The organism is Pseudomonas sp. NDM, from assembly GCF_003105095.1.
Classification (GTDB): domain Bacteria; phylum Pseudomonadota; class Gammaproteobacteria; order Pseudomonadales; family Pseudomonadaceae; genus Aquipseudomonas; species Aquipseudomonas moraviensis_A.
On the sequence record NZ_QETJ01000012.1, the window covers coordinates 30,508 to 53,128 of the forward strand.

The window sequence follows — 22,621 nt, forward strand, 5'->3', positions numbered from 1 at the left end:
CACGTGCGGGTTTTGCATGAATATCGCTCATGTTGGTACGAGCGTCATAAGGGTAGAATCGCAGCCTTTTTTTACCATCGGGATCAGCAGCATGCCGTACCGCGTCATCAGTTTATTGTTGCTGGTCCTGAGCGGGAGCGTCGCGGCGCAAGATCCCGCGATCCCGCCTTCGATTTCCTACAGCAGGGACATCCAACCGATCTTCACCGAGAAGTGCGTGGCCTGCCATGCCTGTTACGACTCGGCGTGCCAGCTCAATCTGGGCAGTGGCGAAGGCGCCGCCCGTGGCGCGAGCAAGATGCCGGTGTACGACGGCGAACGCACCCAGGCCGCACCGACAACGCGACTGTTCTATGACGCCTTCGGCAAGCGCGCCTGGCAGCAGAAAGACTTCTATTCGGTGCTCGACGCCCAGGGCAGCCAGGCCGCGCTGATGGCGCGCATGCTCGAACTCGGCCATAAGACCCCGCTGACGCCGAACGCCAGGCTGCCCGAGGACATCGTCCTGGGGCTGAACCGCAACAATCTCTGCGCGATGCCTGGCGAATTTGACGCTTATGCCGGGGCGCACCCGAAAGAGGGCATGCCGCTGGCCGTCACTGGCCTGACCGATCAGCAGTACCAGACCTTGCAGCGCTGGCTGGCGTCTGGCGCACCGATCGACGAGCAGAGCCTGGCGCCGAGCGCGAAAGAAGCGATGCAGATCGCCCAATGGGAAAACCTGCTTAACGCCCCCGGTGCCCGGCAAAGTCTGGTCGGCCGCTGGCTGTTCGAGCACTGGTACCTGGCGCACATCTATTTCAAGGATGGCGAGCCGGGGCATTATTTCCAGTGGGTGCGTTCGCGCACGCCGAGTGGGCAGCCGATCGACCTGATCGCCACTCGCCGCCCCAACGACGACCCGGGCACGCGGGTGTATTACCGCTTGTGGCCTGTGCAGGGGGTGATCGTGCACAAGACGCACATCACCTACCCGCTGAGCGCGGCGAAAATGGCCCGGATCAAAAGCCTGTTCTACAACGGTAACTGGCAGGTCAACGCGCTGCCGGGCTACGGGCCACAGAGCCGCGCCAATCCGTTTGCCACGTTCGAAGCGATTCCAGCCCAGGCGCGCTATCAGTTCATGCTCGATAACGCCGAATACTTCGTCCGTACTTTCATTCGCGGGCCGGTGTGCCGCGGGCAGATCGCGACCGATGTGATCCGCGACAACTTCTGGGCGCTGTTCCAGGCGCCGGAACATGACCTCTATATCACTGACCCGAACTACCGTGGCCAGGCCACGCCGCTGCTGGCGATGCCGGGGCAGAACGACGACGTCGGCAGCGTGCTGAGCCTGTGGCGCGACTACCGCGACAAGCGCAACGAATACGAAGCCCTGCGCCGCGACAGCTACGCCGATCTGCCGGCGCCGAGCTGGTCGACGCTGTGGGCCGGCAACGACAACGCCCTGTTGAGCATCTTCCGCCACTTTGACAGCGCCTCGGTAACCAAGGGTTTGATCGGCGAGGTGCCGCAGACGATGTGGCTGTTCGACTATCCGCTGCTGGAGCGCACCTATTACCAGCTCGCGGTCAATTTCGACGTGTTCGGCAACGTCTCCCATCAAGCGCAGACCCGCCTGTATTTCGACCTGATCCGCAACGGTGCCGAACAGAATTTTCTGCGCCTGATGCCCGCCGATTCTCGCGAGGACTACCTCAATGATTGGTACCAGGATGGCGGCCAGTTCAAGATGTGGCTCGATTATGAGGCGATCGACGACGACAAACCGACTGCGCTGAAACTCGACGAAAAAGATCCGAAACGTGATTTCGCCTTGCAGTTGCTGACGCGCTACGGCGATCTGAATGCGCGGCCGGATCCGATCAACCGCTGCGACGGTGCTTATTGCTCACGGCCAAATATCGATCCGGCGTTGCAGAACGCCGAGCAGGCCTTGAGCCGTCTGGCCTCGCGCCCGGCAGCCGGGCTGAAAGTCATCGATCAGTTGCCCGAAGCGACCATGCTGCGTGTTGAGACGGCCAGCGGCAAGCGCGAGGTCTACAGCCTGCTGCGCAACCGGGCGCACAGCAACGTGGCGTTTTTGCTCGGTGAGTCGCGGCGCTATCAGCCAGGGCTCGACACCCTGACGATCTATCCCGGCGTACTCACCAGTTACCCGAACTTCATGTTCAATGTGCCGGCCGCTCAGGTTCCGGCGTTTGTCGATGCGATGGTAAACGCCAGGGACGCGAACCGGTTCGAGAAAATCGTCGAGCGCTGGGGCATTCGCCGCAGTCATCCGCAGTTCTGGGAGTATTTCCACGATTTGAGCCAGTACATCCACGAAACCGACCCGGTGGAAGAGGGTGTACTGGACATGAACCGCTACGAAAATCTTTGATCGGCCGTGGGCAGATGCTGTGTGAGCAGCGTTCATCTGTCTTCTGTCGGTGGTGCACGTATTCTTTCGTGCACCACCGAAGCGGCTGAAAACCCGATAAGGCGGGGCGGTCAAGGTTTCAGATGTTTCCAGTAACTGGCGCCGTAATCGAGAAACAACTCGCCACCCGCCGGGATTTTTTCCCACGCGACAAAGAACACCATGTACTTGCCGACGCAGATCGAACCGACGTTCTCCACGCCGATATTGGTCTGGCCGGGTACGTTGATGGCGTTGATCAGGCTCAGCACGTTGCTGTTGCCGTGCCCGCTCAGGGTGGCGTTCTTGGTTGCCGTTTCGTACAGATAGGTACTGACTTTCTCTGTGGATTTTTCAAGTATCTCCGCGCGCAGGGATTTGCCGGTGCGGTGCAGTTTGCCGATGTAAGGGCCAAGCACTTCATAAGGTTCGATATCGACCTTGGCGAACACCGATAAACCCCGCTCGGGACCTTCGGTCGGCCTCCTGATCTCGAAAAGTTGAGTCAGCCTCGCATGGTGCCGACCTTCGTCGGCGATCCACTCGTGGATGTCCTCGGTGATGCGCCGGGTCATCTCCTTGAGTCTGGCGCCCTGGAAGTGCGCAAAGAGCCGGTTGGCCTCAGTGATCGCGATATGTTCGGTATCGCCTTCCAGCTTGCGCGTCAGGCTTGTTCGCACATCCGTCGGATCCTGCAGAATGGGCGCGTTGTTGTTGATCTGGTGCCCGAGCGAAGGTGTCAGGTCCTGTGGCAGGGTGGCGGCAACGTCCAGTCGAGCACGCTTGGAAGGGCCAGCCGTGGGTGGCGAGGATGGCCCGTCGCTGTGCGCAGTCGAGGGTTCGGGTGAATGCCTGACAGCCGATTTTCTCGCGGTGCCCGGGGGCAGTGATTTACGCGCGAGCAAGACCTCCGAATCCGTCGCTGCGAGCCTTTGCAAGGTTTCCGCTACGGCACTTCTCAGTTGCCCGGCGTCGTTGACGAAGGTTGCCCAGAGCACGGGGTTCAAATTGTTCTCAGCGACAAACGCGTTCATCGTGCTGGCCGACCGTGTCACGTCGTAGCGTGCCCGCCATTGCTGAAGATGCTCTGGGGTCAGCGGGGTGAAGGCCTGGTGGTTTGCATAGGTTGCCAACACGGTGCCCGGCGCCCTGAAGCTGCCATCCATGTTGACATGGGCGAGGAAATCCTGAGGGTCCAGGTTGTGCTCGGCAGCGAATCCTTCGCGGGTCAGGCGGTTGCGACTGTCCTGCGACAGCGTCCGCCATTGCTCAAGATTGTCGAAGGAAATGGCCGTGCGAGCCGTGCCGGCCTGGTCCAGCAGTTGTTGGCCAAGGGGTTTCAACTGGCCCTGGGTGTGGACGAACTGCTGAAACGCCGCCCGATCCAGACCGTGCTTCTTCGCAAAAGCTTTTATGGCGATGTCCAGCATCACTTCGCTGAACTGCGACCACTTTTCCAGGTGCAAGGCTGTTACCGCGTTCGGCTGATCGGGCGCGCCACCAGCCACCCTGATTTCCTTTGTGTACCAATGCCCGGGTTTCACCGACGACAGGTTGATCGACAGGTCGCGGTTGGTTTTCGGGTTGACCAACACCACAGAAAAGCTGTTTTCCCCGGTCTGCGCTGTTTCTGCGATAAAACCGTAGGAGTTGTCCCTGACCTGGTAGACGGCAATGGTGCCGCGCTCGTCGACGTTGCAGATGAACTTCTGGTTATAGTCCGCACGAAAGAATATGCCGCGCGAATCCGCTTTCAGCCCTTGAATCCAGTGCGGTTCTACCGCGTATCGACGTATCAGGGGGCTGCTGTTGCTGATCACTGTGACGGGCGGCCGGTAGCGCGGGCCGAACGCTTGATGGGAGACAGGGTCGATCAGGCGAAAGTCGGGCGCTGCGGCGGTGCCGACATTGCGCATGGGAATATCGGCGATGCCTTCCACGGTGCACAATTGGTCGCCGGCTCGATGCGGCACCCAGGTCGCAGGATCGACCGGACTGAGATGGCGCGCAGCAATGGTGCCGTCGCGCAGGTGTGCGATGCCCATCCGCACGTGTCGCAAGGTCGCGCTACTCAGTTTGCCGAGAGCAAAGCGACCCAGCCTGAGCAGGGCAATAACGCTCTCCAGAGGATTGAGCTCCCGCAGCGTAGAAACAAGCAGCGTTCGTGTCAGGGTGGAGAGCCTTGGCAGCGCAAGGCGCAGACCGATTCTGCCAGCGCCGCTCAACAGACGGGTACAGCCCGCAATGTACTTGCCGACGGGCAAACCGAAAGACACCACATCGGTAAACAGGCCCAGGCCGCCAGACTCGATGCGTCGAGGATCACCCGATGTCAGGTCGTCGATGGAACCCCAGAACGGCACGAACATTTTTCCCCAGAAGGTCATGTCCTCGATAAAGTCCCGACCGATGTCCATGCTGCGCGTCGCTTTACGGGTCTGTTCCAGTAACGCTGACTCATCCTTGAAGAACAGTTCTCTGGCGATCATCGCGGCCAGTTTTTCAGCTCGCACCGACGTCAGGTTGTTCGCGGCAAAGGGCAGCGTCCGCGCCGCAACGTCCGGGGTTCGCTGTTCGATTGCAACAGCCTCGAACGTCTCGCCGAACTGTTCCACGATCAATACCGCTTGCTGGTTTTCCCTGGGTTTCGAGCCATCGCGGTAGGCTTCCCAGTCGAAGGGCAATTCAGTGCCTTTTCTGAAGGCGCCTCGGCTGGTCCGGCTGCTTGACCCGACCTTCTCGACGACAATCTCACCGCCCACTTGCAGCGACTTCATCTCTTTGCGCAGGCGCACAACGCCTGCGAACGGGAAAACTTCAATGTAACGTGGGTCGGTCGGGTAGGCAGGGTTGAGCGTGCGCAAAATAAACCCCGAGCGCGCACGAACGGCGTCGGTGTTCGTCCGGTTCTCATGCTCCACCTGGGTGTCATGCAATGGCAGCCTTAACGAGTAAACGACCACTTCGTCGCGCTCAATATCGGTGCCGCACGCCGGCAGGTACTGGCTCAGCAATGTTCTGATGAGCGTCGCGTAGGCGGCTCGCGGAGTATCCAGCCAGTTGCGGAAGGCCTCGTCGAATGCCGCGTCGGTGTCGTAACGAAAGCGGCTCGGGGGTCTGGACGCGAGGTTTTGCATTGCACTGACCATGTCGCGTTCGTGCTGCTCGAGTGTCTGCACTGCCAGCTCGACTTCACTCAGCGAGTACGGCGCATGACGAATTCCCAGCAGTCCCGTTTCCACTGCCCAATCCAGCGCAGAACGCGCTTTGGCTGCCGTTACCAGCCGCTGCTGCTCAACATCATCGGCATGCGCCTGATAATGCTCGGCTGGCAGGTTGAGCAGTTGTTCGAACGTCATATGCCGGGATGACCCGGGGGCAATGGTTTCGGCCAGAATAAAGCCGCTTTTGAAATTGGCCCAGGTGCTGGAAGTGCCGTAAGGAAGCTCCTCGGGAATGTCCTCGACCCAGGCTTCGCTGGCGATATTGCTTCTGAAAATCGCGACTGCCAGTAAGGCGGTGGTTTGATTGACGCCAAGCGTTCGTTGGAAATGCTCGACCAGCGATTGCCGTATGCAAGCGTAGCGGCTGCCGGTTTCGATAAGGATCTGCAACTCGTTTCGATGATTACTGTTGGCGTCGGGTTTTACCGTTAACCAGAGCGCTCGCCACAACAGTTTTTTCAACACGCCAGGGGGGCACTGCTGGTTGTCGCCTGCACCGTACCAGTCCAGTTCGTTGGCAATGCGTTGAGCCAGTTGCAGGTTCTTTGCAGAACCCAGAGCGGTTTCCAGGAGAGCGACGGGGGTGGTGTTAGCCAACTTCTCCAATTTGTCATTGAGTTTTTCCGGCAGCAGGTTTGCCAACAGCGAACGGGATGTTTGCACTTCAATCTGGCGAACAATGCGCAAGATCGCTTGATCGCCCGCAGCGCCCAACAGGTGCTCAATGTCACTGACGTGCCCGTCATGTCCAAGCAGCCACAGTGCGCGATGGTCAACCAGATTGTGCAGAAGGCGCTGCCAGTCGGCGCTGGTCGCGGGCCGCTGCGGTTGCAGCGAGTAGTAGGCAAGCACCAGATCGAGCCGGACCGAGCCGTCACTTTTGACGCCGTTGCCGACTTTACGGTGAATATCCAGCAAGACATCGACGTCGATAGACCAGTAGACCGGGACCTGTCTGAGAATCACTGAGTGACCGGCTATGCTGAAAACTTCCGGGGGGGAGGGCGCTGGCGTCTTGGCGGAGCTCAAGTGGAACGATACGAGGTCGTATAGGAAGTCATTGCCTAGAGGCGATTTATCGACGCCGACCGGCGTTGAAATATGCCTGATAAAGTCTTCATCCTTTTCCAGCTTGTTCAAAACCCGAAATGCTTCCCGGCATTCGCGCCCCAGCGCAGAACTGGCAGGAGGGTGATAGTAAAGGTCGCGTGGGTCACTGTTGAAATGCTCACCAACGAGGGTGTGCAGGTAGCTGATCAGGTGGTTGAGATCCTGCAGTCTGCGCGGCGGCGTTCGGCTATAGAACCCTGATAACGATGTATTCATTGAGCGCCTTTGAAATAAGTGCAATGGAACTTGCAAGTAAACGAAGGCGGTGAATATATCGGCCGAAAAAATCCCCGAGGCATACATATATATGCCTTGTGCCTGTTTCAGTATCCATTTGTTTACGTGGCCGCCCGCGCGCGCAAGCGGGCCTGACGATGCCACGAGGCGCTGGGCGGAACGACGAATCCGGCGTTTTCCGACAAAAATACTAGGACTTTGTCAGCCGCGTCATTTGGCGTAAACTGCGCCCAAGCCTGCGAGGAGTTTTTATGACCGCTATTACCATTACCGACGCCGCCCATGATTATCTGGCCGATCTGCTCTCCAAGCAGAACACCCCGGGCATCGGCATCCGCGTTTTCATCACCCAGCCTGGCACTCAGTACGCCGAAACCTGCATTGCCTACTGCAAGCCGGGCGAAGAGAAGCCTGAAGATACGGCGCTGGGGCTGAAAAGCTTCACCGCGTACATCGATTCCTTCAGCGAAGCGTTTCTTGACGACGCGGTCGTCGATTACGCGACCGACCGCATGGGCGGCCAGCTGACCATCAAGGCGCCGAACGCCAAAGTACCGATGGTCAACGCCGACAGCCCGGTCAACGAGCGCATCAACTATTACCTGCAAACCGAGATCAACCCGGGGCTGGCCAGCCACGGCGGTCAGGTCAGCCTGATCGATGTGGTCGAGGACGGCATCGCCGTGTTGCAGTTCGGTGGCGGCTGCCAGGGCTGCGGCCAGGCTGACGTGACCCTGAAGGAAGGCATCGAGCGCACTTTGCTCGAGCGCATCCCGGAACTCAAAGGTGTACGTGACGTGACCGACCATACGCAGAAAGAAAACGCCTACTACTAAGGCGTTCGCTGTGTACTGAAACGGCACTGTGGCGAGGGAGCTTGCTCCCGCTTGACTGCGTAGCAGTCACAACTCAGGCGACGCATTTACCCGTGATGAGTGGGTTGTCTGAGGTTGGGGTCGCTCCGCGATCCAGCGGGAGCAAGCGCCCTCGCCACACTTGTTTTCAGGGTCTGTACAGATGCGCATGCCCGGCGCGATACAACGAAGACTCGCTGAACACCTCACTGCCCAACACTCGCCCGACCAGAATCAGCGCCGTACGCCGAAACCCCTTGGCCTCGACCTTCCCGGCAATGTCCGCCAGCGTGCCAACCACCCAGTCCTGATCCGGCCACGTCGCCCGATGAATCACTGCAATCGGACAATCCGCGCCGTAATGCGGCCGCAGTTCGACCAGTATCTTCTCCAGATGATTGACCCCCAGATGAATCGCCATGGTCGCACCATGCTGCGCCAGGCTCGCCAGTTCTTCGCCGGCCGGCATCGCCGTCTTGTCGGCATAGCGAGTGAGGATCACGCTTTGCGAGATGTCCGGCAGGGTCAGCTCGGCGCCCAGCAGCGCTGCGCAGGCCGCTGTGGCCGTCACGCCGGGAATGATCTCGAAAGGAATGCCCAGCTCACGCAAATAGCGAATCTGCTCGCCAATCGCCCCATACAGACTCGGATCTCCCGAATGCACACGCGCGACATCCTGACCTTTGGCATGGGCGGCCCTGATCAAATCAATGATCTGTTCCAGATGCAGTTCTGCGCTGTTGACCACGGTTTCGGCCTGGTGACCTTCCAGCACTGCCGTCGGCACCAGAGAACCGGCGTAGATGATCACCGGGCAATTGCGAATCAGGCGTTGGCCTTTGACGGTGATGAGTTCCGGGTCGCCGGGGCCGGCGCCGATGAAGTAGACGGTCATCGTTGAATCCTTGATGAGAAGCGCAGCCGCACTTCAAATGAAGTGTGCTCATGATCGATGGCGGGAATTATCCGGATTTTACCCCGCACCGGCCAATGCCAGCGTGGCCTGGGCATATTTCTGCCGGGAGATCAGCAGTTTTGCCGGCGCCTGAATCAGCTGCTCGGCCAGGGCCAGCGCAGCGCTTTCGGCGACGCCGTAGCAACCGGTGCGCTCGAAAGCGATCTGCGAATGATGGCTGAGACGCGGCTGGTAAAGGGCCAGTTCGGCACTGCTGAAGTACTGCAGCGGCAGATTCAACTGGGTGGCCAGCTCCAGCAGACCCGGTTCGTCGCGCTTCAGATCGATACTGGCCAACGCCCTGATGGCTCGCAGTTCAATGCGATGCGCCTGCAACGCCTGATCGAGCAGCGCGCGCAGCGTACTGGCCGGGCAGCCGCGCTGGCAGCCAAAACCGACAACCAGCGGCTGCGCGGCGCGGTCATCGGTCATGCCTGATAATGGCCTGCGCTTTTGCGGCGGAACAACCACGCACTGATCAGGCCCAGGGCCAGCCAGAACGCTATGTTGGTCAGCTGCGAAGCGATTTTGAACTGGGTTTCCAGTGCTTCGGGCGCGAGCATGGCATGCACTTGCGGTTGCGGTGCGCCGATCACATGGGGCACGGCAAGAATCGCCACACCGAGGATCTTCATCAGCCAATGGCGGCTGAAGGCGAGCAGAGCCAGACCGACCGCGGTCGAAGCGGCAGTGCCGATCCACCAGATCTGCCGCGAAGCCAGATCGGCAGCTGCGGTACCCGGCAACTCCGGTGGCAGGCCCAGGGTCGGTGCGAGTACGAACGTGGCGTAACCGGCCAGACCCCAGAGCAGACCTTGCGAAGTCCTGGTCGGCGCGCGCAGGGTGTACAGGCCGGCGAGCATCAGGGCGAAACCCACCGCCACCACCAGATTACCGCCAGTGGTCGAGACCACGCGTTGCCAGCCGTTTTCCGGTTCCCAGGCTTCGGCATCATGGCTGTGGGCAGCGGTGCCGGCGGCGTGCTCGTGGACTTCGGCGACCGGTTCGGATTTCTCGAAGGTTTCGGCCTGAAGAATCAATGGCGATACCCAGAAACTCTGCAGCAGGGTCAGCAGCAGGGCGGCCAGCAAGCCGGTGAAGCCTGCGGTTTGCGCGATACGCTTGATCATCTCGGCAGGCCTCAGTGGCACGGGAACGCGGCGCTGTGGCGGGTATCGTGAGCGGCGTTGTGCACCGCTTCGATGTGCGAGAAACCGGCGAACCAGACCAGGCTGGCACCGAGGATCGAGGCGAAGAGGGCGGCAGCCACGCGTTGGCCCAAAGTGGCTGTACTGGAGATGTGGTCAGTTTGGCTGGCGGTATTGCTGATGATCGACATAGCGCTTCCCTCTGAAATGTCAGCGGGTGAATCGAGCGCATGAAAATCCCTGCGAGCCGGGCACGCGGGGATTTCGAACAGCGCCCGCCCACCGCGGGTTTGTTTGTGGTCAGCGGCACTGGTGCGCGCTGGGTGTTGCGGGCCGGTCTCCGGGCTCACGAGGGGTTGGCACCAGGCCGACCTGCAAGCATCACCTTCCCATGCCGGGGCACAGTGGATCTGACGCTTCGCTCGCTTACCGTTGCGGGGGCAGCACCGGACTGACATGGGCTTTGAGTAAAGCACATGATTCACCGGTTTCCCGTTTCACCCTGTGAAGGGCACCCGTAACAAGGTGTGTAGGAGAGCATGGGCGGCGATGGCCGTCAATCGACCGCTAGCGCATTGCGAGCAGCACGTATAACGCCAAAGCGATCAGAAACGCATAGTAGGACTTGATTCGCGTCAGGCTCAGCAACCAGGCCAGCGCCACTGGCGCCACCCACGGCATGTTCTCCGCGTGCTGTCTGACCAGGGGATAAAGCGATCCGGCCAGCAGACTCACCAGCATCGCCACCGAAGTGTATTTGCCCAATCGATCGATAAAGGTGCGGGCGCCGCCCGACAGTCGTTCGACATTGACTGCCAGGGGCAGCAAGCGGCAGATCGCCGACACCAGTGCGCAGATCGCCACGTACAGCCAGAACGTACTAGGGTCGGTCATAGGCATAACTCGTCAGGACCGTCACCGCGAGCACCAGCAACAGGCTGATCTCGCCCAGCCACAACAGGCTCGCGGCGCTGGCCAGGCCGGCAATCCATTGCCCGTGGAAGCTCTGACGGTCGCGGGCCATCTTGCCCAGCGAGGCACTGAGGAAGATCGCGATCACCACGCTGGCGTGATCCATCAAGGCATTGTCGGCCAGGCTGGCGAAGCAATAGCCGGCCACGGTGCCAAGCAGAGCGGCGGCATACAGTAAAAAACACACGGTGTTGGCGTAGCGGCGGCTGAGCGGTTGCTGCTCCTTGCGAATCGACATCAGCGTAAAGGCTGCATTGGCCATCACCGCCAGCGCCGGGATGAACGCTTTGACCGGGCCATCAAGGCTGGATTTCAAGCTCAAGGTGAATACCAGAAAACGCAAATTGATACTCAGTGCCGAGACCAGCACGCCAAAGGCATTGAGCAGATGCGCGGGCGTCTCCAGCAGCGTCAGTTGCAATGGCGAGGCCATCACCGTGCCGCTGAACACCACCATGGCCGGCAACTCCAGGCCATGACGACGCCCGAGCATGCCGATCAGGGTGAAGGTCAGCAAGAGCGAGAACACGAAAGGCAGCGCGTCGCGGATGCCGGTCGCTATCTCGCTGTGTACCGCAGGTTTCGCCAGACTCGATTCAGCCGGCATGGGTGTTCTGTCGCGCGTCGGCAAGTAGGGTCTCTACGCCCTGTTTGTAGGCCAGGGCCTTCTCCAGGTAATACTCGGTGGAAAAGCGCGGGATGAATTCCTCCACCACCGCTACGCCCCGATAACCATTGACCGCGAAACGATTGAGCACGTCGCTCAGACGCAGATCGCCTTCGCCGATCGGCAGGTGCTGATGATGCGTGCCATTGAGGTCAGCGATGTGCAGGTGGCGGGTAACCGGCGCCAGTGCGGCGATGGCTGCGAACAAATCGTCGCCGTAGGGCATCAGCGAACAGAGGTGCGTTACGTCGATGGTCACGAAGCAACCCGTCTCGCGATGGAACCGCAGGTGTTCCTCGACCGTGAATACCGGGAACTTCGGACGCTGGCCACCCATGTTTTCCAGGCACAGAGCGATGCCGGTGGTATTGCAACGGGCCTTGATCTGATTGATCGCGGCGATCAGGTTGTCCAGCAGTTCACCATTGTCCAGTTGGTCCTTGTAGCCAGGATGGAACGTCACGCTGGTGGCACCGGCGGTACGGGAGAACTCCACGGCTGCGCTGAGACAGTCCACGGCTTGTGCACGCTCGGCGTGATCCGCAGAACACAGGTTGTACTGACGCCCCCACCACCCGGCATGCACCGTGAGCGTGATGCCGTGTCGATGGGTAAAGTCGCGGATCTGGCCTGCCAGCTCGGTACGTTGACCGGTGTCCAGAGACCAGAATACCTGTTCGGCATCCTCGCCGATTTCGAACTCCACCGCCTTGAAGTACCGGGCCAGATCGGTGATCGAACCAAGAATGTCGGCCGGGTTGTCGTATACGTTGGTGGAAAACGAGATCAGCGGAAAGTCGCGGCTGATCGGTCCATCGATGTAGTACAGCGTCTGGTCTTGGGTCATTGCACCTGTCCTTGGGTAGTGAAGGGAGGATTGGAAATCGCGGCATTGAAAAGCGCCGGGTCATCCGCGTCACTGCAGGCCAGCAACACGTAACCGTGGCGATCGGCGGAGCGGCGGATCGGACGGCCGAACCTGTCCTGATTGAGACTCGCGCGCAGTGCGAACGGCTGTTGCAGGAGACGGGCCTTGAGTGGCTGCGGATCGGTTGCAGGGTCTGCTTCGATGTAGCGGATGGCCATTTTCACGAACTGTTTTGCAGGCGCCGGCAGCGCAATGCCGGTCATGCCGGCGATGGTGCTGGCGGCGAGGTGCACGCCTGTGGTTTTCCAGACCATTTCCCAGATCTGGTCACCGCCGAAGCGGGTCTGGGTTTCGATGAAATGCAGGTGTGAACCGTCGAGTTTGATCTCGGTATGCGCCGGCCCCCAACGATTGCCCATGCGTTCGAGCAGCCACAGCACTGCGTCTTCGATCCGGGCGCGACTGGCGCTGTCGAGTGCGGCGGGAAAATCATGCCCGGTTTCGACGTAACCCGGCGCGCCACTGGTGTGTTTGCGGGTGATGCCGAGAATCTGATGGCGTCCGTCCAGGCTCAGGGACTCGACGCTGTATTCGTCACCCCGGGCGAACGCTTCGATCAGATTACGACCTGCGAGCGCCAGACCTTCGGCATCTTCCGCCGTGTCGATGGCGTAGACGCCCAGGCTGCCTGAGCCATCGACGGGTTTGACAATGGCCGGGCCGTGGCGAAGCACGAAGGCGCGAACGTCCTCGACACTGTTGACCGCGCCAGCCGGCAACTCGTAGCGGCTGCCCTGGAGCAACTGGCGGAAGCGCAACTTGTCGCGGCTGACTTCGACGCTGCGCAGGCTGTTGTGGCTGATACCCAGTTGTTCACCCAGCTGCGAGGCGGGCAACAGACCCAGTTCCGAGAACGATACAACGGCGTCGAAGGGGCGTTGCTGGTGCAGCCGCTCGATCGTTTCGCGGTAGGCCGACAGGTCGGCGATATCCGCCGTCAGCACCAGCGTTGCCTGCTGACGCTGGTAATCCGTCACATCGGCTGGCTGTTGCACAAGGGTAAAGCGCAGCTGTCGCGCCGTGTCCCAATCCAGTCCCGAATCGCGCCCGCCGATCACCAGAACATGTCTGGTATCCGCTGCCGTGGCGTTTTCGCCATACACATCGATGTCCGCGACCGCCAGCAGTGACTGGCGCAGGCTTGCGGTGTCGGGCTGCCTGAATTCGAGGTAGAGATAGTTTTGAAACCCGTTGCTGACCGGGCCGATGGCCTCTCCCGGATTCACGTAGGCGTACCAGCGCTGAAAACCCGGCACAGCGCTAATGCGTTCGGCGTGGTGCAGGCCGTCAAAGAGACGGTCGGAACGGGAAAAGGGTGTGGCGATGCCGAACGGTGTTGGCGTCTGACTGGCCGAAGGCAGCGGTTGTGCGCTGAGCGCCCGGTGGTAGCAGACATCCAGTGCCAGGTCCCAGGCTTGACGGATGACGTGAATCCGGCTGCCGCCCGGGCGTGCGCCGACTTCGAGGATTCGCGGGCCGTCGGCAGTGAGAATGAATTCGACATGGGCAAAGGTGCCCTTGAGCTCAAGGGCTTTGACCGCATCGTGGGCCAGGCGCTGGCAGCGCTCGTGCAGATGCGCATCGGCTTCCAGAGTCGAAGGCGTGTAACGGGCGAAGTGGTGGAAATCACCGCGACCGATATCGATACCGGCGATGACATCGACAATGGCAAAGCTGTGGATCGTGCCGTCCGGTTCAATCGCGCAGTCAATGGAGTGGTTGGACCCCTGAAGGAATTCCTCCAGCAGCAATTGATCGCTCTCGCGGGTTTTGCCGGCGACATACCGCTGCAGCATTGGCCATTCATGGGTCGCGTAATCGAGCAGCTCCTGCCGGTCATGGATGCAGCGCACGAACAGACTGCTGTAAAGGCTGGCCGGTTTGAGAATGAACGGGTAAGGCAGTTCAGCAGGGCGTGCCAGCAGATCGTCGATGCGCACTTCACGTGACACTACGTGCAGATCAGGGTTTTCCGATCGCAGGAAACGTTGCCGCTGCAGCACCTTGTCGAGGGTGTTCTCGACGTTGCGGTGCAGATGAGCCAGTGCCGGAATTGCCGCGCACAGCTGCGCCGAGATGGCGACGTAGCTCTCACGGAAGTTCAGCACGCTGGTGAAGCGGTGCTGGTTGAGCAACTGTTGCGTCAGTTCGATCAGTTCGGCCGTCAGTCCCTTGGAAAAGTCGTACAGCGCGACCGGCGAAATCCGCTTCGCGTCGGCGATCTTGCTGGTTTTGCGGCTGTCGGCAATCAGCAGGGGCGTGATGCCCTCGGCCAGCAGGCCCTCGTATTCGCCATCGCGGACGTTGCCAAGAATCAGGCAGGCTGGCGCGCTCATTGGCATGTCTCCTGATCGAAGCTGTAGTGAACCTGGTTCAGGCGCTGGCAAATATGCGCCAAACGGATCCGGTCGACGCCGTTTGCACCGCCATTGAGGACGTTACGGATAATCTGCGCCAACGCCTCGAGATCCTCTGGGGTGATGCCCAGGCGGGTGATTTCCTGAAGTCCGAAGCGCAGGCAATCCCGACCGTTCACTTGTTTGTTGTTGACCCGGATGCCCAGCTCGTTGAGCTGCTGCGCCGCGCGCCTCGCCTGTTCGCCTTCCAGCAGCAGCAAGTGCGTGTCGGTGGGGTGCAGTTTCCAGCCTGGAATACCGACCAGCGCGTCGTGCAATTGCTGGCTATTGGCGCACATGCGCCGAGCGTAGGCCTGGCCGAAACACTCGGTTTCCATGAGGGTGACGAACAGTTGCAGCAAACCGGGCAGATTGGGCGACGACACCAGGCCGCCGCTGAGCGTCTGCTCGATCGACCGGGCCAGGTCGGCGCGGCGCGTGACAATCAGCGCCCGGTGCGGACCGGCCATGGACTTGTGAGTGTTGCCTTGCAGGATGTCGGCACCGTCGTCGAGCGGATTCGGGAATGCCTGACCTGCGATCAGTCCCAAGGTATGCGAGGCGTCATAGAGAATCAGGGTTCGCTCGAGTCCGCAGCGGTCGAGCAATGCGCGCAACGGTCTGATGGCGATGGCGCGGATGGTCAGGCCATGATCGATCAGCACCGCCGAGGGAGGCGCAGCGAGTGACTGAACGACCTGCTGGAAATGCTCGAGATCGATTTGTCCGTCTGTTGTCAGCCTGCAATAAACGCTGTGTCTGCCGATTCGTCGTACCAGTGGTCCAGTGGCAAAATGGCCGCCGCTCTCGGGCGCCAGCGACACAATGGTATTCCCCGGTTCGGTCAGGGCGGCCAATACGCTCAGGGTGCAATGGACGCCGGAGAGTACGCGATATTCAACAAATGGCGCGTTGAACATCGCCTGCACAGCTTGCGTCGCCAACGCCTTCAATGTCTCGACTTCAGGAAAGTGTTCGATCTGCATACCGTTGAATTCGGCGGCGTAGCGCTGCCCGTCAATGGCCTTGGCGTTGAACAGATAGCGCTCGTAGTGCCGGTTTTGCCCGAGCGTCCGCGCAGTGTCTGACAGGATGTTTTCATTGGCGGTCAACGACAGTGTGGAAGTTCGCCGCGAACAGGCTTGCTGGAACTGCTTCAGAATAAAATCATGGGTGCCAGGCAGGGCGATGGGAAGTGCATGATTTGAATGATTCATTAGAAGTCCGCCAGGTCGAAGTCAATGATCAACATGTCGCGGCTGCCGCGATCGGAATTAATGCCTGATGTTTGCAAGGGAGAAACTTCGTGCATAAGTATCCGGTCATTCAACACGATAGTTTCCAGATAATCCGTAAGCGTGGCGTTGAACACACAGCCGCTATCGTCATGGAATATCCGGCTCTCGCCGCCAATGACATGCTGGCGATTGATCAGGTGTTGAAAAACAAAATCATGCCCGTCACGATGCCGGCCCTCGGGCGTGGCGTGCCCGCTATGGCCTGGATCGCAGAGGATGCGGAACTGATGGCAGGTCACTAGCCAGTCACGCCGGCCGACCGTCAACTCCATCAGCGCCAGGTCGGCGGCCAGCAACGAGCGCAATACTGCGGACTCGATAAACGTCGCTTCGCTGCGCTGATAAGTACGCTGGACGCCGCCCAGCAGCGGATTGTGCGCTTCGGTCTGAAAAAAGTGGCAGTCGGGCAACGGCGTCCACTGGCCTTCGCGGTGGCGATATTCGAACTTACAGATGCGCCGCTCGCGGGTACCGTTCTCCGCGCTCAAGTACGCATCGGCGCACAAACGCTCCCAGGTCGCATTGAAGTCGCGGAACGCGTCCTGACCGAGCGATGCAAGTTCTGCCAATGGATAATCGTAACTGTGCGCGTAGTGGCAATTACCCAGTAATTCGGAAAGTTGTTTTAATACGGCTTGGTCTGATTGCCGTAATGCATTGCCAGCGCTCACGGTGCTGACTCGCTTACAGTCTGGTTATGAAAAAACAGGATTGAACGCTGACGAAAATCAGGCATGCAGAAAATCCTTTTAGGTGTGATTCATAGTCCGTATGAATATTTATAGTTCATATCCTGTTTCAAATTATCAAATTGGTTTTTGTAAAGAAATGTAATGCGGTTGTTTAATGGCTCTAATTCACGCTCTAGCGCGAGTTGGGTTTTAATGCGTGCATCCATATATGTAGGAAATAACTTACAGGCAAATTTTTAAATGAGAACTGATCGCGGCTTATATATGAAAGATTCATGTTCATATAGCGGCGACGTTGCAGCTGTTGACCCGCCTCCCGGGCATGCGTAGCCTTGCGCTTTCGAGGTTCTTCGGCACTTGCCGAAGCTAAGAAGGGAACGCGGTCGAAGCCGCGGCTGCCCCCGCAACTGTGAACGGTGATGTTCGTTGCCACGCCACTGCAGGCTCAAGCCAGCGGGAAGGCGCAACGAATGCCAGGCCCGGCGCCTGAAAACCGTCAGCCAGGAGACCTGCCTCGTCACAGATTCTCACTACAACCGGGCGGGGTGATCCGGTGGCGAATGCTTCCGACGCGCACGCGCGCTGCCGGTTCTCGTCCCGTATGCCCGCCGCTTGCCAAAGGGCATACCGATGAAAACACTGGCCAAACTTCCCGTCACCATCGTCACCGGTTTCCTCGGTTCGGGCAAAACCACGCTGCTGCGCCATATGCTCGACAACGCTCAGGGCCGGCGCATCGCGGTGATCGTCAATGAGTTTGGCGAGCTGGGCATCGACGGGGAAATCCTCAAGCAATGCACCATCGGCTGCACCGAAGAAGAGGCCAGCGGCCGGGTGTACGAATTGGCCAATGGCTGCCTGTGCTGCACGGTGCAGGAAGAGTTCTTCCCGGTAATGCGTGAACTGGTTGCCCGCCGGGGTGACCTCGATCACATCCTTATCGAAACCTCCGGCCTGGCCCTGCCCAAGCCGTTGGTGCAAGCCTTCCAGTGGCCGGAAATCCGCAGCGCCTGCACCGTCGACGCGGTGATCACCGTGGTCGACAGCCCGGCCGTGGCCGCTGGCACCTTTGCCGCGTTCCCGGATCAGGTCGACGCCCAGCGCAAGCTCGATCCGAATCTCGACCATGAATCGCCGCTGCACGAGCTGTTCGCCGATCAACTGGCCAGCGCCGATCTGGTCATCCTCAACAAGGCCGATCAGACCAGCCCGGAAGATCTGGCTCGGGTCCGCGCTGAAGTCGCCGAAGAACTGCCGCCAGCAGTAAAAATCATCGAAGCCAGCAACGGTCGCCTGCCACTCGACGTGCTGATCGGCCTCGGTGCCGGTTCCGAGGAGCACATCGACAGCCGCCACAGCCACCACGATCACCACCACGACGGTGATGACGACGACCACGATCACGACGCCTTCGATTCGATCTCCATCGAACTGCCGCAAGCTGATGAGAGCCTGCTGCTCGATGCGTTGACGCAACTGGTGGTGCAACACGGCATCCTGCGCGTGAAAGGTTTCGCGGCAATTCCGAACAAGCCGATGCGCCTGTTGATCCAGGGCGTAGGCACGCGTTTCGACAAGCATTTCGACCGCCAGTGGGGCGCCGAAGAAGCCCGCGTCACGCGTCTGGTGCTGATCGGTCAGGAACTCGATGCTGCGCAGCTCGAAGCGCAATTGCGCGCTGCGCTCAGCGTTTAACTCATGCACCTGCTCAGGACCCAGCCCGGCGGATTCGTCTCGGATGACAACATTGCCGACCTCGGACAAACCCCGGCCGAGCTGGTAATCCTGTGCAGCGGCGATTCCAGCCTGGCGCTGCTCGCCGAAGCTGCGCAGCAATTGCCGGAGGATTATCCGAGCCTGCGTCTGGCCAACCCGATGCAGGTGCAGAATCACGCGTCGGTCGATCTGTACGTGGACCAAGTGCTGCGCCACGCCAAGGTCATTCTGATCTCGCTGCACGGCGGCATCGCCTATTGGCGCTATGGTGTCGAGCGGCTGATCGAACTGTCCGAACGCGGCGTGCAACTGATTCTGGTGCCCGGCGACGACCGCCCGGACCCCGAGCTCAGCGACTTGAGCACGGTCAGCGCCGAAGCACGGGATCGCCTCTGGCAATTCCTGCGTCAGGGCGGCATGGGCAATGCGCTGGATTTCTTCCGGTGCCTGGGCAACCAATGGTTCGCCCGCGATTACCCGTGGAGCGAACCGCAGACCCTGCCGCGTACGGCGATTTATCACCCACAGAAAAACAGCGCTGCCCTGAGCGACTGGCAAGCCGAGTGGCTGCCTGCTCAACCAGTGGCGGCGCTGTTGTTTTATCGCTCGCACTTGCAAGCGGCGAACACCGCGTTCATCGATGTGTTCTGCCACCGTTTACAGGCGGCCGGGCTCAATCCGCTGCCGATTGCGGTGGCCAGTCTGAAAGAACCGGGCTGCCTGTCGGTGGTCGAGGATTGGCTGGATGAGGTCGAGGCCGGGGTGATTCTCAACACCACCGGTTTTGCCCAATCGAGCCCCGAGGCGCCGCATCTGCGCCCGTTTCGCCGCAACATTCCGGTGATCCAGGCGATCTGCGCCCAGGACAACGAGCCCGGCTGGCGCGACAGCGAACAGGGCCTCGGGCCGCGGGATCTGGCGATGCACATTGCCTTGCCGGAGCTCGACGGGCGCATCATCAGTCGGCCGATCAGCTTCAAGGATCTGGCCTGGCGCAGCGAGCGCAGTCAGTCCGATGTGGTCTGCTACCGCGCCCAGCCCGAGCGCATGGATTTCGTCGCCGAACTGGCGCGGCGCTGGATCGATCTGGCGCGCGTGCCCAACGGCGAGAAACGCATCGCGCTGATCCTCGCCAACTACCCGACCCGCGACGGCCGCATCGGCAACGGTGTCGGCCTCGATACGCCGGCAGCGGCGCTGAACATCCTGCGCGCACTGCGCGAACACGGTTATCCGGTCACTGCCGAGTTGCCCGACAGCGGCACCGAGCTGATTCAGCAACTGCTCGGCGGGGTCAGCAATGACCTCGACAGCCTTGACGTGCGCCCATGCCAGCAAAGCCTGGCGATGGACGATTACCTGGCGATGTTCAACGCGCTGCCGGAAGCGAATCGCGCTGCGGTGCTCGAGCGGTGGGGATCGCCACACAACGATCCGATGTGCCGCGACGGGCGCCTGATGATCGCCGGCCTGCGGTTCGCTCTGACCTTCGTCGGCATTCAACCGGCGCGCGGGTATCAGGTCGATCCGAGCGCGGTGTATCACGACCCGGACCTGGTGCCGCCGCACGGCTATCTGGCGTTCTATTTCTGGTTGCGCAACACCTACGGCGCTCACGGCGTAATCCATGTCGGCAAGCACGGCAACCTTGAATGGCTGCCGGGCAAAGGCGTCGGTCTATCAGAGAATTGCTGGCCGGACGCACTGCTCGGGCCGTTGCCGAATATCTATCCGTTTATCGTCAACGACCCGGGCGAGGGCGCCCAGGCCAAACGGCGCACGCAAGCGGTGATCATCGACCATTTGATGCCGCCGCTGACCCGCGCCGAAACCTATGGGCCGCTGCGCAATCTGGAGTTGCTCGCCGACGAATATTACGAGGCGCAACTGCTCGATCCGCGCCGCGCCCGTGAGCTTCAGCGCGACATTCTGCAACTGGTGCGTGACACGCAAATCGACCGGGAATTGCAGCTGGATGTTGCGCTCGACAGCGATGCCGATGCGGCGATCTGGCTGCCACGTCTGGACACTTATCTGTGCGATTTGAAGGAATCGCAGATTCGCGATGGCTTGCACATCTTCGGTGAGTCGCCGAGCGGGCGCTTGCGCATTGACACGTTACTGGCGTTGCTGCGGATTCCGCGCGGTGACGGCAAGGGCGCGCAGTCGAGCCTGTTGCGGGCCTTGGCCAAGGCGTTTGAATTGGCCTTCGATCCGCTGGATTGCACATTGGCCGATCCGTGGAACGGCCCGCGACCGAGCGAGTTGCAGGCCGTCAGCGATGAACTGTGGCGCACCGCAGGCGACACCCGCGAACGCCTCGAACTGTTTGCCACCGACCTGATCTCCCAGACACTGCAATCCCCCTGTAGGAGTGAGCCTGCTCGCGATGGCGGCGGATCAGGCAATTCAGTGTTGAATGACACACCGCTATCGCGAGCAGGCTCGCTCCTACAGGGATCGGGGTGGTCTGATGTAAATGTAATCATCCAGTCCCTGCGCGAAGTCGTCGCCCCGCGCCTCGACGCTTGCGGCCCGGCGGAAATGCGCGGTCTGCTCGACGCCCTCAGCGGTCGTTTCGTCCCGGCCGGCCCCAGCGGCGCACCCAGCCGTGGCCGCCTCGACGTGCTGCCCACCGGGCGCAACTTCTACTCGGTGGACGTGCGAAATCTGCCGACGACCACCGCGTGGCGCATCGGCTTCCAGTCCGCCACGCTGATTCTCGAACGGCATCTGCAGGATCACGGCGATCATTTGCGCCAGCTCGGCCTGTCCGTCTGGGGCACCGCGACCATGCGCACCGGCGGCGATGACATTGCTCAGGCCATGGCGCTGATGGGCGTGCGTCCGGTCTGGGCCACGGGCAGCCAGCGCGTGGATGATTTCGAGATTCTGCCGCTGAGTCTGCTTGATCGTCCGCGAGTCGACGTGACGCTGCGGGTCTCGGGCTTTTTCCGTGATGCGTTCGCCAATCTGATCCGCCTGTTCGACGCCGCCGTGCAAGCGGTGGCCGCGCTAGACGAACCGGACGACTTGAATCCACTGGCCGCCAAAGTGCGTGCCGAGCGCCAGGTTCTGTTGGAATCGGGCGTCGATGAAGATACCGCGCGGCGTCAGGCCGGCTGGCGGATCTTCGGCGCCAAGCCGGGGGCTTATGGCGCCGGTGTGCAAGGCGCGATCGACGGGCGTCTGTGGCAGACCCGCGAAGACCTCGCCGAGGTTTACCTGAACTGGGGCGCCTATGCTTACGGCAGCGCTGACGAGGGTACGGCGGCACGTGAGCAATTCAGCCAGCGCCTCAGCCAGGTGCAGGCAGTCCTGCAAAACCAGGACAACCGCGAGCATGACCTGCTCGATTCCAACGATTATTACCAGTTTCAGGGCGGCATGCTCGCTGCGGTGGAAAGCCTGCGCGGCGAGGCGGCGGCCAGCTATCACGGCGATCACAGTCAGCCGGATCTGCCGAAGATCCGTACCTTGAAGGAAGAGCTGAACCGCGTAGTGCGCTCGCGGGCAGCGAATCCGAAGTGGATCGACGGGGTCAAGCGTCACGGCTACAAAGGCGCGTTCGAACTCGCTGCGACCGTTGATAATCTGTTCGCCTTCGATGCGACCACGCAGTTGATCGATGATCATCAATACGCGTTGCTGGCGGATGCGTATTTGCTCGATCCGGCGACGCGGGATTTTGTCCGTGAGCATAATCCCCACGCGCTGCGCGACATGACCGAGCGCATGCTCGAGGCGCAGCAGCGGGGGATGTGGCAGGAGCCGGGGGCTTATAAAGAAGCGTTAGAGAATTTGCTCTTGGATATAGAGGAAGACATGTAACCGCTCAGAGCTACCCTCACCCCAGCCCTCTCCCGGAGGGAGAGGGAGCCGATCTTTAGCGCTGTCGAAATGTGTGTCGCACCGATGCATCAGGTCGACGGAACTCGAAAGACCAACACGGTCAGTTCCCTCTCCCTCTGGGAGAGGGCTAGGGTGAGGGCAACAACTGCCACACCTCAATTTCAAGAC

The 22,621-nt window shown here is 60.7% G+C and carries 15 protein-coding genes and 2 riboswitches; of the genes, 4 read left to right on the plus strand and 11 right to left on the minus strand.

Annotation, left to right across the window (positions count from 1 at the left end; translation table 11 throughout):
* Positions 1–91: 91 nt before the first annotated feature.
* Positions 92–2,386, plus strand: a complete 2,295-nt coding sequence (locus tag DCO47_RS05015) for a fatty acid cis/trans isomerase (RefSeq protein WP_116657621.1) — start codon at positions 92–94, stop codon at positions 2,384–2,386.
* 110 nt (positions 2,387–2,496) lie between these two features.
* Here the strand turns inward: DCO47_RS05015 and DCO47_RS05020 are convergent, their stop codons facing one another.
* The gene (locus DCO47_RS05020; RefSeq protein ID WP_116657622.1) at positions 2,497–6,954 is read right to left on the minus strand and encodes an SET domain-containing protein; all 4,458 of its coding nucleotides are present in this window, start codon (positions 6,952–6,954) and stop codon (positions 2,497–2,499) included.
* Between the two features lie 272 nt (positions 6,955–7,226).
* Here DCO47_RS05020 and nfuA point away from each other — a divergent pair, with 272 nt between their 5' ends.
* Positions 7,227–7,811, plus strand: a complete 585-nt coding sequence (nfuA, locus tag DCO47_RS05025; RefSeq protein WP_003225494.1) for a Fe-S biogenesis protein NfuA — start codon at positions 7,227–7,229, stop codon at positions 7,809–7,811.
* A gap of 166 nt (positions 7,812–7,977) precedes the next feature.
* Here the strand turns inward: nfuA and cobM are convergent, their stop codons facing one another.
* From cobM to DCO47_RS05075, 10 genes are all read right to left on the minus strand, one after another.
* A complete protein-coding gene (gene cobM / locus DCO47_RS05030) occupies positions 7,978–8,724 on the minus strand; it encodes a precorrin-4 C(11)-methyltransferase (protein WP_116657623.1) in 747 nt (248 codons plus the stop codon).
* A gap of 78 nt (positions 8,725–8,802) precedes the next feature.
* Positions 8,803–9,216, minus strand: a complete 414-nt coding sequence (locus DCO47_RS05035; protein WP_116657624.1) for a cobalamin biosynthesis protein — start codon at positions 9,214–9,216, stop codon at positions 8,803–8,805.
* Complete coding sequence (locus tag DCO47_RS05040; protein ID WP_064361782.1) at positions 9,213–9,914, minus strand: CbtA family protein; 702 nt, start codon at positions 9,912–9,914, stop codon at positions 9,213–9,215. Before DCO47_RS05040 ends, DCO47_RS05035 begins: the two co-directional genes overlap by 4 nt.
* 11 nt (positions 9,915–9,925) lie before the next feature.
* Positions 9,926–10,123, minus strand: a complete 198-nt coding sequence (locus DCO47_RS05045) for a CbtB domain-containing protein (RefSeq protein WP_042610342.1) — start codon at positions 10,121–10,123, stop codon at positions 9,926–9,928.
* Between the two features lie 122 nt (positions 10,124–10,245).
* Positions 10,246–10,466, minus strand: a riboswitch (cobalamin riboswitch).
* A 33-nt stretch (positions 10,467–10,499) separates the two neighbouring features.
* Positions 10,500–10,826 (minus strand): AzlD domain-containing protein, encoded by a 327-nt coding sequence (locus DCO47_RS05050; RefSeq protein WP_042610343.1) that lies wholly within the window; start codon positions 10,824–10,826, stop codon positions 10,500–10,502.
* On the minus strand, positions 10,813–11,511 hold the full coding sequence (locus DCO47_RS05055; protein WP_042610344.1) for an AzlC family ABC transporter permease: 699 nt from the start codon (positions 11,509–11,511) through the stop codon (positions 10,813–10,815). Before DCO47_RS05055 ends, DCO47_RS05050 begins: the two co-directional genes overlap by 14 nt.
* Positions 11,501–12,418 carry a sugar phosphate isomerase/epimerase family protein gene (locus DCO47_RS05060; protein ID WP_116657626.1) on the minus strand — a complete coding sequence of 306 codons (918 nt, stop codon included), beginning with the start codon at positions 12,416–12,418 and terminating at the stop codon, positions 11,501–11,503. Before DCO47_RS05060 ends, DCO47_RS05055 begins: the two co-directional genes overlap by 11 nt.
* Entirely contained in the window at positions 12,415–14,835 is a 2,421-nt protein-coding gene (locus DCO47_RS05065) for an acetyl-CoA carboxylase biotin carboxylase subunit family protein (protein ID WP_165839186.1), read from the minus strand. Before DCO47_RS05065 ends, DCO47_RS05060 begins: the two co-directional genes overlap by 4 nt.
* Positions 14,832–16,112, minus strand: a complete 1,281-nt coding sequence (locus DCO47_RS05070) for a hypothetical protein (RefSeq protein WP_116657628.1) — start codon at positions 16,110–16,112, stop codon at positions 14,832–14,834. Before DCO47_RS05070 ends, DCO47_RS05065 begins: the two co-directional genes overlap by 4 nt.
* On the minus strand, positions 16,112–16,864 hold the full coding sequence (locus tag DCO47_RS05075; protein WP_116657629.1) for a 2OG-Fe dioxygenase family protein: 753 nt from the start codon (positions 16,862–16,864) through the stop codon (positions 16,112–16,114). Before DCO47_RS05075 ends, DCO47_RS05070 begins: the two co-directional genes overlap by 1 nt.
* Before the next feature lie 347 nt (positions 16,865–17,211).
* Positions 17,212–17,417: riboswitch (cobalamin riboswitch) on the plus strand.
* A 98-nt stretch (positions 17,418–17,515) separates the two neighbouring features.
* On the opposite strand from DCO47_RS05075, the gene cobW reads away from it, so the two are divergent.
* Together cobW and cobN are read left to right on the plus strand one after the other, a co-directional pair.
* Positions 17,516–18,580, plus strand: coding sequence for a cobalamin biosynthesis protein CobW (gene cobW, locus DCO47_RS05080; protein WP_042610347.1), 1,065 nt, complete (start codon positions 17,516–17,518; stop codon positions 18,578–18,580).
* A 3-nt stretch (positions 18,581–18,583) separates the two neighbouring features.
* A complete protein-coding gene (cobN, locus tag DCO47_RS05085; RefSeq protein ID WP_116657630.1) occupies positions 18,584–22,432 on the plus strand; it encodes a cobaltochelatase subunit CobN in 3,849 nt (1,282 codons plus the stop codon).
* Positions 22,433–22,621: the final 189 nt, after the last annotated feature.

Excerpts from the sequence above, each read along its gene's own strand:
- DCO47_RS05040 (WP_064361782.1), bottom strand. The coding sequence starts at position 9,914 with ATGATCAAGCGTATCGCGCAAACCGCAGGCTTCACCGGCTTGCTGGCC.
- DCO47_RS05035 (WP_116657624.1), bottom strand. The coding sequence starts at position 9,216 with ATGACCGATGACCGCGCCGCGCAGCCGCTGGTTGTCGGTTTTGGCTGC.
- DCO47_RS05045 (WP_042610342.1), bottom strand. The coding sequence starts at position 10,123 with ATGTCGATCATCAGCAATACCGCCAGCCAAACTGACCACATCTCCAGT.
- DCO47_RS05070 (WP_116657628.1), bottom strand. The coding sequence starts at position 16,112 with ATGAATCATTCAAATCATGCACTTCCCATCGCCCTGCCTGGCACCCAT.
- cobW (WP_042610347.1), top strand. The coding sequence starts at position 17,516 with ATGAAAACACTGGCCAAACTTCCCGTCACCATCGTCACCGGTTTCCTC.
- DCO47_RS05020 (WP_116657622.1), bottom strand. The coding sequence starts at position 6,954 with ATGAATACATCGTTATCAGGGTTCTATAGCCGAACGCCGCCGCGCAGA.
- DCO47_RS05015 (WP_116657621.1), top strand. The coding sequence starts at position 92 with ATGCCGTACCGCGTCATCAGTTTATTGTTGCTGGTCCTGAGCGGGAGC.
- DCO47_RS05050 (WP_042610343.1), bottom strand. The coding sequence starts at position 10,826 with ATGACCGACCCTAGTACGTTCTGGCTGTACGTGGCGATCTGCGCACTG.
- cobN (WP_116657630.1), top strand. The coding sequence starts at position 18,584 with ATGCACCTGCTCAGGACCCAGCCCGGCGGATTCGTCTCGGATGACAAC.
- DCO47_RS05060 (WP_116657626.1), bottom strand. The coding sequence starts at position 12,418 with ATGACCCAAGACCAGACGCTGTACTACATCGATGGACCGATCAGCCGC.
- DCO47_RS05065 (WP_165839186.1), bottom strand. The coding sequence starts at position 14,835 with ATGAGCGCGCCAGCCTGCCTGATTCTTGGCAACGTCCGCGATGGCGAA.
- DCO47_RS05055 (WP_042610344.1), bottom strand. The coding sequence starts at position 11,511 with ATGCCGGCTGAATCGAGTCTGGCGAAACCTGCGGTACACAGCGAGATA.
- cobM (WP_116657623.1), bottom strand. The coding sequence starts at position 8,724 with ATGACCGTCTACTTCATCGGCGCCGGCCCCGGCGACCCGGAACTCATC.
- nfuA (WP_003225494.1), top strand. The coding sequence starts at position 7,227 with ATGACCGCTATTACCATTACCGACGCCGCCCATGATTATCTGGCCGAT.